Source organism: Micrococcaceae bacterium Sec5.7 (assembly GCA_039636785.1).
In the GTDB taxonomy this organism is placed as follows: domain Bacteria; phylum Actinomycetota; class Actinomycetes; order Actinomycetales; family Micrococcaceae; genus Arthrobacter.
The window spans coordinates 3056122-3068188 of sequence record CP144169.1 but is presented as its reverse complement, the minus strand read 5'-3'; the positions used below and the strand labels follow the sequence as shown (position 1 = coordinate 3068188).

The window sequence follows — 12067 nt, the reverse complement described above, 5'->3', positions numbered from 1 at the left end:
TAATGAACACGGAAGACACGACCGCACCGTGGGTGCGTCTGGCTGGACAGAGCACCGAGACGAGCATCGACGGATTCGAACTGTTCTCCGCCCGACGCGCACTCCGGCTCCTGAAAAGCAAGCTCGGCCGAGAACGGCTCCTGGAACTCCTCAGTGACGAGATCGCCGCCGGCGACGCTTTCCTCCGAGACCACCTCGACCGGTCCGGTGGCGAGGAGACGACCGGTACCACGACCCTCCTCGCCCATGGCATCACTGCGGCGCAGTTCACGGGCTGGCTCAGTCGCGCCTTCGCCCGCGAAGATGTCATGCTCGCCGGGCACCCGGAGCACTACTCGATTTACGCCGAACCCGGCAGCAACGTCAACGTCGTCGAGACCCTCGGCGAATACGTGTGCTCGTTCTTCGTGCGACCCTACGACGACAGCGTCATCGCCGACGACGGACTACGCAGGGATCAGCCGGCCGGCCGGCAATCCCACATGCTCCTTCAAGACGGGACCATCGTCGGGTCGATAGCCAACGCCTTCGACGAGGAGCCCGACGGTTTCACCGCGACACTCTCCGTGACCCTTCCGGCCACGTGTGCTCCCGACGTGGTCCAACAGCACCTGGAACATTTCGCGGTCGAGTTCCGCACATGGATTCTCAGAGCGGCTGTATCCGTGCCGGCACCGAAAAGCAGCTGAAACGGCTGGGCGCCGGTACATCCCATGGCAAAGGCAAGAAGACATGTATCCGCCGTCTCCGAAATCTACAGGTTGAAGACATCCCACTGCTGCCGAAACCCACGTGTGAATCGCAGCAATAAATGGCGGTCTTTTCGCAGCGCCTATATGTCATCTCGCAGCCCGCAAGGGGATCGGCTTACGGGCGCTGGTGCGACAAAGAGCGATCACAAAACGCCGCCATATAGCGATCAAATCCACAAGCGCCAGCGTCGGATATTCGACTAATTCACAAGCCACCCCTTAAGGCGCACGACTAACTCTTAACGCGCACGACGGCGGGACTCCCGGAAGGGGGCCCCGCCGTCGTCGTCGCTTAATTGCATCGAGTGCTCCGTAAGTGCCTTTATGGCGCCTCAAAACGGCAGTTACGAAGCAATCGATGGTGGGTTTTGGAGGTATTTCCCGAAGTGGTCTTCGATCCGCTGCCAGGCCTCCGGGGAAGCTTCCGGGTCCGGTCTGATGCCCATTACGCGGGTGAGGGGCCGTAGGAGCTTGGGGCCCACTTCCGCATCGTTCATGAACGCGTGGCCGGCGGTGGGGAACTCCTTGACGTCGTTCTCAATGCCGAGGTTGTCCAGCGCAGACTCGAGCTTCGCGGCCGCGCCCCGAAGGGTGCGGTCCTGGCCGCCGTAGTTTGCCACGACCGGGCAGGCGCCGCGCAGGGAAACCTCGATGTCTTTGGGGAGCTGCCCGTAGTTCACGGAAGCGGCGTCGAAACCGTCCTTTGCGGCAAGCAGCGCGAAGCCGCCGCCCATGCAGAAGCCGAGCACGCCCGTCTTGCCGGTGCTGCTTTCCGAAGCGCTGAGCCACGTCCGGGCCGTGGCCAGATCCGTGAAAGCCCTGCCCTTACCGGACATCATGGACCGCATGGTGCTGACGAGGCAACGGCGGGCCCCTCCATCGCTGTACAGGTCAATGGCCAGAGTCAAGTAGCCGGCAGCGGCCAGCCTGTCAGCGTGGCGGCGCATCACATCGTCCAGGCCGAAGGCTTCATGGATCATCAGGACGGCCGGAAACGGGCCTTCCCCTGCGGGCTCGGCAAGATAGCCGCCCAGCGTGCCCGAGCCGCCGGCTCTGATGCTTGCTTCGGTCAGATCGACGTATGGCATGGCTCTGGCCTTCCTCTTGACGGATACCGGACAGTCTTGCACCGGATACCGCGCATCGGCCGTCTTGCGGGAAAACGACGAGGGCGGCCTCCCCCAAGGAAAGTCCGCCGTCGTTGTGTTCCTGCATCGGCTGCTCCACAAGTGCCGTTATGAACGCTCAAAACGGCACTTGTGGAGCAATCGATCGGATTAGTCCTTCTTGAACTCGTCCTTGATGTTTTCGCCGACCTTCTTTGCGTCGGCGGCGACCTGATCCTTCTGTCCTTCAGCCTTGAGCCGATCGTTGTCCGTGGCACTGCCGGCGGCTTCCTTGCCTCTGCCGCCCAGATGCTCTGCGGCGTTCCTGATCTTGTCTCCGATACCCATGTTGTTGGCCACCTTCCGTTTCTCGTTGAAATCCTCAAGCACTTTCACCCTAACACGAAGCATGCTTAGCATTTCAAGCTGTCTAGCCGCGTGCCGATTGTCGCGGCCCGGGGATAGGCTCGGGGGATGGACCACAGCACCAGCCTGACTCAGCACATCAATGCCGCACCGGACAAGGTCTGGGCGGTGATTTCGGACATTCCCGGCTCGGCTGCCACGCTTTCGGGCATCAATGCCATCCAGATGATCAGCGACGGCCCGTACGGCGAAGGCACGCGCTGGAAAGAGACGCGAACCATGATGGGCAAAGCGGAGACAGTGGAGATGTGGGTATCCCGGGCTGATCCGCCACGCAGCACTACGGTCAAGGCCCTGCAGGGCGGCGCCGACTACACCTCCCGCTTCACCCTGGACGAGCGCGACGGCGGCACGGACCTTACGCTGACATTCGGCGCCGTGGTTATCAAACCCACGGCGGTCAGCAAGGCGATGATGGCGCTCTTCGGCAAGATCGGCATGGGCATCACGCGCAAGGCGCTGGCCAAGGACCTGGCGGAAATCGCGGCAAAGGCGGAATCGCTCTAGTGGCTGCGAAGACTCCCAAGGTGACGGCCCCCCGGCTTTCGCCGGTACACCTGGATGAGTTACGCGATGATCCCGCCCCGGACTTCCAGCGGGGCGAAAGGTACGACGGCGTCCGGTACAGCCGTGCGGCCGCAGACGGTCTGGAACTGAGCGGCACGGACTTTGCCGAGTGTGAGTTCGCGGGTGTCTCCTTCAATGAAACCCAGCTGCGCGGCGCCACGTTCCGGGACTGCATCCTCGCCGAGGCCTACGCTCCGGTTTTCACCGCCGCCCGCTCCACTTTGCGGGACGTCGAGTTCAGCAATCCGCGCTGGGGTTCGGCCGAGCTCTACGAAAGCGGCTGGCAGTCGGTGCGGATCGACGGCGGCAAGCTCGATTATGTGAACCTCCGCGGTTCAAGGCTCACGGACGTCCTGATCAGCGACTGCATCATCAATGAGCTGGACCTCGGCTCGGTGGCCGGTACGCGGGTGGCGCTGAAAAGCTGCACCATCGGCACACTGGATCTCAGCGGCGCCAAACTCAAGGATTTCGACATCCGGGGGACGGACTTCCGGACCATCAGCGGACTCGGCAACCTGGCCGGCGTTGTTATTGACGACTACCAGCTGAGCCTGCTCGCGCCGTTGCTGGCGGGGCATCTGGGGCTGGTGGTGGCATAGCCCGCCTCTCGCCCCGGCGCAGCGGCGTCGAACGTCACTGACAGTTCTCGCACACGCATGACGCCCCAAAAGTGCCTCCGGGGGGCGTCATGCGGACAACAACTCGGAGGTTTGGGGTCACGTAACAGCACCGGTGACCGGTTGACCCTCCGGACTTGCCGTGTAATCTTTATAGAACGAACGGTCGGTAATTTATTCCCTCGCCGACCCCTTTCCCTTCGCGAAGGATGTTCTCATGGTTGAGGCTTTTCTTGTTGGCGGTGCCCGCACCCCGGTAGGCCGGTACGGCGGCGCCCTCTCCGCAGTCCGTCCGGATGATCTGGCAGCGCTGGTGGTCCGGGAAGCCGTCGCCCGCGCCGGCGTTGATCCGGAGGCCATTGACGAGGTCATCCTCGGCAACGCCAACGGCGCCGGTGAGGAAAACCGCAACGTGGCCCGCATGGCCACCATCCTTGCCGGACTTCCCCTCCATATCCCCGGAATCACGGTCAACAGGCTGTGTTCCTCGGGCCTGAGCGCCATCATCATGGCCAGCCACATGATCAAATCCGGAGCCGCGGACATCGTGATCGCCGGCGGGGTGGAATCCATGAGCCGCGCACCTTGGGTCCAGGAAAAGCCGCGGGCGGCGTTTGCCAAACCCGGCGAGATTTTTGACACCTCCATCGGCTGGCGCTTCGTCAATCCACTGTTCAAGAAGGGCGAACTGTCGCGGGACGGCAAGATGACGTTCTCCATGCCGGAAACCGCGGAGGAAGTGGGCCGGGTTGACGGCATTTCCCGCGAGGACGCCGACGCCTTCGCCGTCCGCTCGCACGAAAAATCGCTGGCGGCGATCGAAGCGGGACGCTTCAAGGATGAGATCATCCCCGTCACGGTCAAGACCCGCAAGTCCGAGACCGTGGTGGACACCGACGAAGGCCCCCGGGCGGGCACCACCATGGACGTCCTCGCAGGTCTCCGCCCGGTGGTTTCCGGTGGCTCGATAGTCACCGCCGGCAACTCGTCCACCCTCAACGACGGCGCCTCGGCCATCATCGTTGCGTCGGAAGCAGCCATCAAAAGGCTCGGCCTGACGCCGCGCGCCCGCATCATCGACGGCGCCTCCGCCGGCTGCGAACCGGAAATCATGGGCATCGGCCCCGTTCCGGCCACCCGGAAGGTGCTGTCCCGCAGCGGACTCAGCGTCGGTGACCTTGGCGCCGTCGAGCTAAACGAAGCGTTCGCCACGCAGTCGCTGGCCAGCATGCGGCGGCTTGGCCTGGACCCGGACATTGTGAACAACGACGGCGGCGCCATCGCTTTGGGGCATCCGCTGGGTTCCAGCGGCTCACGGATTGCCATCACCCTGCTGGGCCGGATGGAACGCGAGGACGCCAAGATTGGCCTCGCCACCATGTGTATCGGCGTGGGCCAGGGCACCGCGATGCTGCTGGAGCGTGTGTAATGACGGCGAATTCCACGCTGAATCCGGAGAAGTTCAGCACCCTCCTGGTGGAAGAGCGCGAGGACCGGGTGGTGGTGCTGCTCAACCGCCCCGAGGTCCGCAACGCGATCGACCAACAGATGGTTGACGAGCTCCACCTGGTCTGCGCGGCGCTGGAACAGGATCCGAAGATCCTGATCATCGCCGGGGTGGAGGGTGTGTTTGCCTCGGGCGCGGACATCTCCCAGCTGCGCGAACGCCGCCGGGACGACGCCCTGCAGGGCATCAACTCCACGCTTTTTGCCCGGATCGCCAAGCTGCCCATGCCCGTCATCGCGGCGCTGGACGGCTACTGCCTGGGCGGCGGGGCCGAACTCGCCTATGCGGCCGACTTCAGGATCGGCACCCCCGGCCTGCGGATCGGCAATCCGGAAACGGGCCTGGGAATCCTGGCTGCGGCGGGTGCCAGCTGGCGGCTCAAGGAGCTGGTGGGGGAGCCCGTGGCCAAGGAAATCCTGCTGGCCGGGCTGGTGCTGCGTGCCGAGCAGGCCCTCGCCGTCAACCTGATCACCGAGATCCATGAGGCTCCGTTGTTGATGGAAGGTGCCCACGAGCTGGCGGACAGAATCGCCCGGCAGGATCCCTTGGCCGTGCGGATCACCAAATCCGTATTCCACGCACCCGCAGAATCGCACCCGCTGATCGATCAGCTGGCGCAGGGGATCCTCTTCGAGTCCCCGGCCAAGTTCGAGCGGATGCAGGCGTTCCTGAACAAAAAATCAGCTGACCGGAAGAAGAAGTCGACATGAGCAACCCTGTATTTCCGGCCAAACTGCCAGCCAACCTTCCCGCTACCGTCGGTGTTCTGGGCGGCGGCCGCATGGGTGCTGGCATCGCGCACGCCTTCCTGATCAAGGGGGCCGATGTCCTCGTTGTCGAACGCGACGAGGCCTCGGCTGAGGCGGCGCGGGAACGGGTGGAGTCCGCGGCAGCGAAGTCGATCGAGCGCGGGGCCGCGGACGGCAACCTGGGCGAGATGGTAGCCAGGCTCTCCGTGACGGTGGATTACGCCGACTTCGCCGGCAGGCAGCTGGTGGTGGAGGCCGTCCCGGAGGACTGGGATCTGAAAGTAGCCGCGCTCCAGGGAGTCGAGGAGCGTCTGGCCGCCGATGCATTCCTGGCGTCGAACACCTCGTCGCTGTCCGTCAACGGCTTGGCCCGCGAACTGAAGCGGCCACAGAACTTCCTGGGCCTGCACTTCTTCAACCCGGTCCCCTCATCCACGCTCATTGAGGTGGTGCTCGGCGAGCACACGTCGCTTCGGTTGGCCGAGGCTGCCCGCCAATGGGTCGAGGCACTCGGCAAGACCGCCGTCGTGGTTAATGACGCGCCAGGATTTGCCTCCTCGAGGCTGGGCGTGGCGATTGCCCTGGAAGCGATGCGCATGGTGGAGGAGGGCGTGGCGTCTGCCGCAGACATCGATGCCGCCATGGTGCTCGGCTATAAGCATCCCACCGGCCCCCTGAAAACGACGGACATCGTTGGGCTTGACGTGCGGCTGGGCATCGCCGAATACCTGCACTCGACCCTGGGGGAGCGGTTCGCGCCTCCGCAGATCCTGAAGGACATGGTGGCCCGGGGGGAGCTGGGACGGAAGAGCGGAAAAGGGTTCTTCGACTGGGCGGACTGACTCGGGACCGGTCGACGCCGGGCGGCAGCGTTCCTGGGTCCCGTTACGGTTGCGCGGACCAGCCTGGGCTGGCGGTATCAAGCCCGTATACCCGGCACGCTTCAAGCATGCGTTGATCGTAACTAACAACCACCCCTGCCTTCAGCGTCAGGGCCGTGGCAAGGTGCAGGGCGTCAAGGGTGCGCAGTTCGGGCGGTTGAAGCTCCGCTGCCAGCGTCACGATGTCCGCGTTCATAGGAGCCGTGGCAAGGCCTGGAATCAGTCGTTGGGCGCCGGCCGCAGCAATCGGGCCAAGTCGCCGCGCGCTGCGGAGCAATTCGACAACGCCGATCTGGGATGTCACCAGTGTGTCGGTGGCAGCAACTTCGAGATACTCCCTGAATGCGCCCGACTCCGTTTCCAGAACTATGAGTTTGAACAGCGCAGAAGTGTCCAGATAGATCACAGGCGGTCTGCCCTGCTCTGATCCAGGAGCTCAGCCGTTGATGGGTGGCCAGCCGGTGCGGCCACGGCTGCGGTATCCCGCCAATTGGCAGTGGGAGGAATCAGGCGGCCTTCGGTGATCAGCTGCTCATGCCAGGAGAAGTCGGCGGTGATCGGGTGGATGACGGCCTGAGGCTTGCCATGGTTGGTAACGGTGATGCTTTCTCCCGTGCTCTGGACCTGCTCGAGAATGCTTGAGGCGTGTTGGCGGAGTTCACGCACTCCGATGCTCTTGCTTGCCGCCAGGCTGTTGCCCGGCGTTGATTCTCTTTTTGGGGCGGGTGGATCCGGAACCGCCTGGTGCCTTGTCGTCATCTTCTACATGTAGCACATTTTGTGTCACATGACTAAGAGTTTGCCGCTACGATGGTCCGGTGACGTCGATTGAACCCATTACCCTGACCGGACAGCACGTTGTCCTGGAGCCGCTGAGCCAAGCCCACAACCATGGCCTGGTTGAGGCGGTCCGCGACGGCGAACTCTGGAAGCTCTGGTATACCTCGGTGCCGGAGCCCGGGGGCATGGCAGCGGAAATCGACCGGAGGCTCGCGCTGCAGGAGCAGGGTTCCATGCTGCCGTTCACCACGCGGCTGATCGACGCCGCCACGGGCGGCCCGGGCAAGGTGATCGGGATGACCACATACATGAACATCGACGCCGGGACGCCCCGACTGGAGATCGGGTCAACCTGGAATGCCGCTTCTTCGCACGGCAGCGGCAGCAACGCGGATTCCAAGCTGCTGCTCCTGCGCCACGCCTTTGAGGCGCTTGGCTGCCCCGCCGTCGAGTTCCGCACGCATTGGTTGAACCACCAGTCCCGCGAGGCGATCGCGCGGCTGGGCGCCAAGCAGGATGGTGTGCTGCGCAGCCATACGCGGACCGCGGACGGCGTGCTCCGGGACACCGTGGTGTTCTCAATCCTTGAGCACGAGTGGCCCATGGTCCGCAGCGGCCTGGAGTTCAGGCTGGCCAGGCAGGGTTAGGAAGCTGCCCGGCCGGCCGAAGAATTGAGGGCCGGACCTACAGCTTCGCCAACTGCGCCGGCTTCACCGCTCCCATCAGTGCGGCGACATAGCCCTGGGAATAGCCCGTGACGTTCGGGTGGAAATTGCTATCCGCGAACGGATTCGATGTGTCCAGGACCAGCCATGGATCAAGCGAGTTTGCTGCATGCCCGGTGAATCTGGAGGTGACATCAACGTACTGCCCGTTGGCCCCATACAGGCTGTTGGCTGCGGTCACCGCGGCCGCGATGGTCGCATTGAGGCTTCCGGTGGCCTGATTAACCAAAGTCTGGTTGTCGACCGGAATCACCGGGATTCCATTGACCGGATCGAAGAGACGCGGATAGCCCATGACGGCGATCTTCGCGTTGGGCGCCACGCTGTGGATGGCCAAGTAGGTCTGGGCGAGGCCGGCTCCAAGGGCCGGGAGGGCCCCACTGGCGGTGGCTACGGCGGCACCGCAAGCCGCCTCGGTGGAAAGCGCACAGATTTGCAGGATCTGGTAGACGCCCACATCATTGGCGCCGGCAGTGATGCTGACCAGGCCAGTGCGGCCGTTCAGGAGGCCTGCCCCGGCCAGCCCGCCAATCTGTTCAGCGACGCTGGGCGTGAAGAAGTCGTAGGCCGGGCTTGCCGGCGACAAGGCAGCTCCATGGCACGCCCCATTCCCTACCAGATTCACCCGGCCAGTGCTGCCAACAACGTCAACGTAGCCGGGGTTGCTCCGCCAGCACGACGTGGCAGCAGGCCTCATCGCCGTGCCGGAACCAGTACCTGCGGTGTAGGAATCGCCCACGGCCACATAGCTCACCTTGGGCGGCGGAGCGGCCTGCGCCGGGGCAGCCGCAAAGCCCAAAGCCATGGCCATGGTGGCGAGGCCGGCTGCGAGAGCCGAGCGCCGCCGTCGTACGTTCAAGGTGCCCATCATTTCCCCTAACGGTGAGTAGCTGGTCTGCTGATCAGGTAAACATGTGCTCACACTACGCCCGCAACTGGCGCTGAACCGGCCGGGCAGCCCTCGTTTTGTCGCCGCAAAATGGCCGGACTGCTCAGTCCGGACCGCGCGGGTTCTCAGCGGTTTGTGTTTAGCTGGAGGAGTGGAAAAGCCTGGCGGGGCCGTGAACTGGGAGCGGTGAACGCCTGGCGCGTGTCCGGCAGCATATACCGGATGGGGCGCCGTGAGTGGCTCACCGAAGCGGGGCGGCAGCAAGCGTACGACGACGGCGTCCGCACGGTCATTGATCTGCGTAACCCTGGTGAAGTGCAGCGCCGGGACACCGATCCGCAGGTGGACGACGAAGTATTGGCGGGCATCGACGTCGTGCTCGCCCCCACCGAGGATCCGGACGATCCGGAATTCAAGGCGATCTGCGTGCCGTACCTCAACGATCCCTCTTGCTATGCGGACAATGCCCGGCTGTTTCCGGAGAAACTTGCGGCCGTTTTCAAGGCCATTGCCGCCGCTCCGGGCGGTGTGGTGATCCATTGCGGGGCCGGCCGGGACCGCAGCGGCTTGATCGCCGCCATGCTGCAGGACCTGGCCGGGGACAGCGACCAGGACATTGCGCAGGGCTACCAGCTGGCGATGCGCGGCATCAATGAACGCCACCGAACGCACCCAACTCCCCATCCGCATGATCGGTTTCTGGACGAGGCAACGATGGCGCCATGCTGGAGGACCGCGGCCGCAGCGTAGCGGAGTTTGTCCGGCGGCTGGACACCCGGGAATGTCAGCAGCCACTGCCGGCCTCCGTCAACCTCCCATTGTCAGCCGTTGACTGATACTGCTAACTCTGCACTGCTAACTCCGCGCTGGTGAGGTAGTCCATGGCCTGCACGAACTCCGGCTGGACAGAACGCTCGTAGGCTTCGTCCTCGGTCAGTTCCAGTACTCGGCAGTGGATCCACCAGAGGTTCCCGAACGGATCGCGGACCCGGCCCACCCTCTCACCCCAGAACATTTCGGTCATGGTGGTCACCGGGGTGGCCCCCGCCGCCAAGGCCGCGGCGAAGGTGGCATCGCCGTCGTCCACGTACAGCCGCAGGAAGGCCGGCGTCTCAGGCCAGTCCGGTCGGGAATCGAAAGCCAATACATTGGAATCGCCGATGCGCGCCTCCGCATGGCCGATCGATCCGTCCTCCATCGGGACGCGGAAGCTCTCCTGGGCGCCAAACGCTGCTGCGATGAAATCCAGGAAGCCAGCTGTTTTGCGGGAAATGATCCAGGGTTCCACCGAACGGTATCCGTCCGGTACGGCCTTCACTCCGCTCACCCGTGGCCGGACCGGAACGGAGGGGACCAGCTCGGGCACATCTTCCGTTCCGTTGCCTCGCCCCGTCATTTCGCGGTCGAGTGACTGGATGGCGTAGTCCATCCCCGCCGCGTACTCCGGCGCCTGCCACCGGCGGGTGGCCTCGTCGTCGCTGACTTCTTCCATGTGGGACGTAATCCACCAGATGTTGCCCAGCGGATCCCGGACGCGGCCACCGCGATCGCCCCAGGCACTGTTGCCGAGTTCCGTAACCGTGGTGGCACCGGCGGCCAGTGCGCCGGCGAAAGCTGAATCGGCGTCGTCAGTGTAGAGCCGCAGGAAGGCCGGCGTCTGGGGCCAATGCGGACGGGAATCGAAAGCCAGGACCACCGAGTCCCCGATTGTGGCTTCCGCGTGCCCGATGGATCCGTCTTCGCCGGCAACGCGCGCAATCTCCTCTGCGCCGAAAGCCCGGCTCACGAATTCGAACAACGCTCCGGTGTCCCGTGAAATGATCCACGGGCTGACGCTGGCGTAGCCCTCGGGAACGGTGCTGATATTGGGATCTGATGTTGTCATGGTTCGATTCCTCTGCTCTGGTCCGTCCGATACATGCAACTCTAGAATCGATGTAGGACAGTTTGTGTCCTACATCGAGAGTGGAATTGGGCCATGACAGATACACCCGCCCGGCTGTTGAAATTGCTTTCCCTGCTGCAGATGCGGCGTGAATGGCCCGGCAGCGAACTCGCTGACAGGCTTGAGGTCAGCGCCCGGACTGTCAGGCGGGACATCGACCGGCTGCGGGGGCTGGGCTATCCTGTGGCATCCACCATGGGCGCCGCCGGGGGATATCAACTGGCAGCGGGCGCCGCCATGCCGCCTCTGATACTTGACGACGACGAGGCGGTGGCGATCGCCGTCGGGCTGCGAACATCCGCGGACCAGGCGGTGGCCGGGATCGCCGAATCCTCGGTGCGTGCGCTGGCCAAGATCGAACAGGTGCTCCCGCCGCGGCTGCGCTACCGCGTCCGCTCCCTGGGCTCCGCCACTGACCAGCTTGCAGGAGTTCCCGTTGCGCCCGTTGACCCGGAAACGCTGTCGGCGCTGGCGGTCGCGATCAATAACCGTGAGCGCCTGAGGTTCAGATACCTCCCACGGGACGGGGCAGGTACCAGCCGCCACGTAGACCCGCACCGTCTGGTGGCCGCCGGCCGGCGGTGGTATCTCGTCGCCTGGGACAACGACCGCGGCAGCTGGAGAACCTTCCGCGTCGACAGGATAAGCGCTCCCCTGAGCACCGGCGTCCGGGTCACGCCCCGCGGATTGCCATCGGGAGGCGCGGCCGAGTTCCTCAAGGACACCTTGTATCAGCTTGCGCCGAGCTACTCGGCGGTGGTCATCCTGCAGATGCCTGCCGAGCGGGCAACCCAGGTGCTCGGCCCCGGCTCTGGCCAGATAGTTCCCCTGGACGCCGGCAGCTGTGAACTGCGGGGATACGCAGATACGCTCGAGTGGCTCGCTGCCAGGCTTGGCATGATCGGCTGCGACTTCACGGTAGTGGAGCCACCCGAGCTTGTGGACTATCTCAACGACCTTGGTGGCCGGTTGGTGCGTGCCGTATCCGGCTTGTAATTTGGGTTCTGACCAGGTGATCCCACCGCGGCCCTGAGTTGGGCGCGCGGCCGGTACGCGTCTGGCCTTGGCGTTGGAGCGGCTACGCTGAGCTTGGAAACGGACAGCTGGGGGAGTTTTGAAT

Annotated in this window: 15 protein-coding genes; 9 read left to right on the top strand and 6 right to left on the bottom strand. The window is 64.3% G+C overall.

Annotated elements, in window-relative coordinates:
* Window positions 1–2: 2 nt before the first annotated feature.
* On the top strand, window positions 3–689 hold the full coding sequence (locus V3C33_14630; protein ID XAS66708.1) for a hypothetical protein: 687 nt from the start codon (window positions 3–5) through the stop codon (window positions 687–689).
* A 407-nt stretch (window positions 690–1096) separates the two neighbouring features.
* Here the strand turns inward: V3C33_14630 and V3C33_14625 are convergent, their stop codons facing one another.
* Both V3C33_14625 and V3C33_14620 read right to left on the bottom strand, forming a co-directional pair.
* Window positions 1097–1840 carry a dienelactone hydrolase family protein gene (locus V3C33_14625; GenBank protein ID XAS66707.1) on the bottom strand — a complete coding sequence of 248 codons (744 nt, stop codon included), beginning with the start codon at window positions 1838–1840 and terminating at the stop codon, window positions 1097–1099.
* A gap of 189 nt (window positions 1841–2029) precedes the next feature.
* Window positions 2030–2206: a CsbD family protein gene (locus tag V3C33_14620; protein ID XAS69748.1), complete on the bottom strand. Its 177-nt coding sequence runs from the start codon at window positions 2204–2206 to the stop codon at window positions 2030–2032.
* Between the two features lie 126 nt (window positions 2207–2332).
* On the opposite strand from V3C33_14620, the gene V3C33_14615 reads away from it, so the two are divergent.
* From V3C33_14615 to V3C33_14595, 5 genes are all read left to right on the top strand, one after another.
* On the top strand, window positions 2333–2791 hold the full coding sequence (locus V3C33_14615) for an SRPBCC family protein (GenBank protein XAS66706.1): 459 nt from the start codon (window positions 2333–2335) through the stop codon (window positions 2789–2791).
* Complete coding sequence (locus tag V3C33_14610; GenBank protein ID XAS66705.1) at window positions 2791–3453, top strand: pentapeptide repeat-containing protein; 663 nt, start codon at window positions 2791–2793, stop codon at window positions 3451–3453. Before V3C33_14615 ends, V3C33_14610 begins: the two co-directional genes overlap by 1 nt.
* A 235-nt stretch (window positions 3454–3688) precedes the next feature.
* A complete protein-coding gene (locus V3C33_14605) occupies window positions 3689–4900 on the top strand; it encodes an acetyl-CoA C-acyltransferase (protein ID XAS66704.1) in 1212 nt (403 codons plus the stop codon).
* Window positions 4900–5688, top strand: a complete 789-nt coding sequence (locus tag V3C33_14600) for an enoyl-CoA hydratase/isomerase family protein (protein ID XAS66703.1) — start codon at window positions 4900–4902, stop codon at window positions 5686–5688. Before V3C33_14605 ends, V3C33_14600 begins: the two co-directional genes overlap by 1 nt.
* On the top strand, window positions 5685–6569 hold the full coding sequence (locus V3C33_14595; protein ID XAS66702.1) for a 3-hydroxyacyl-CoA dehydrogenase family protein: 885 nt from the start codon (window positions 5685–5687) through the stop codon (window positions 6567–6569). The genes V3C33_14600 and V3C33_14595 overlap by 4 nt, the downstream gene beginning before the upstream one ends.
* 43 nt (window positions 6570–6612) lie before the next feature.
* Here V3C33_14595 and V3C33_14590 read toward each other — a convergent pair whose 3' ends face one another.
* The gene (locus V3C33_14590; protein ID XAS66701.1) at window positions 6613–7014 is read right to left on the bottom strand and encodes a type II toxin-antitoxin system VapC family toxin; all 402 of its coding nucleotides are present in this window, start codon (window positions 7012–7014) and stop codon (window positions 6613–6615) included.
* Complete coding sequence (locus tag V3C33_14585; GenBank protein XAS66700.1) at window positions 7011–7367, bottom strand: type II toxin-antitoxin system Phd/YefM family antitoxin; 357 nt, start codon at window positions 7365–7367, stop codon at window positions 7011–7013. Before V3C33_14585 ends, V3C33_14590 begins: the two co-directional genes overlap by 4 nt.
* Before the next feature lie 59 nt (window positions 7368–7426).
* On the opposite strand from V3C33_14585, the gene V3C33_14580 reads away from it, so the two are divergent.
* Entirely contained in the window at window positions 7427–8035 is a 609-nt protein-coding gene (locus tag V3C33_14580; GenBank protein XAS66699.1) for a GNAT family protein, read from the top strand.
* 37 nt (window positions 8036–8072) lie between these two features.
* On the opposite strand, the gene V3C33_14575 is transcribed toward V3C33_14580, so the two are convergent.
* Entirely contained in the window at window positions 8073–8981 is a 909-nt protein-coding gene (locus V3C33_14575) for an SGNH/GDSL hydrolase family protein (protein XAS66698.1), read from the bottom strand.
* A gap of 243 nt (window positions 8982–9224) precedes the next feature.
* Here V3C33_14575 and V3C33_14570 point away from each other — a divergent pair, with 243 nt between their 5' ends.
* Window positions 9225–9752 (top strand): tyrosine-protein phosphatase, encoded by a 528-nt coding sequence (locus tag V3C33_14570; protein ID XAS66697.1) that lies wholly within the window; start codon window positions 9225–9227, stop codon window positions 9750–9752.
* 91 nt (window positions 9753–9843) lie between these two features.
* Here the strand turns inward: V3C33_14570 and V3C33_14565 are convergent, their stop codons facing one another.
* A complete protein-coding gene (locus V3C33_14565; protein XAS66696.1) occupies window positions 9844–10887 on the bottom strand; it encodes a VOC family protein in 1044 nt (347 codons plus the stop codon).
* Between the two features lie 93 nt (window positions 10888–10980).
* Between V3C33_14565 and V3C33_14560 the strand changes: the two genes are divergently transcribed.
* Window positions 10981–11943 (top strand): YafY family protein, encoded by a 963-nt coding sequence (locus V3C33_14560; protein XAS66695.1) that lies wholly within the window; start codon window positions 10981–10983, stop codon window positions 11941–11943.
* Window positions 11944–12067: the final 124 nt, after the last annotated feature.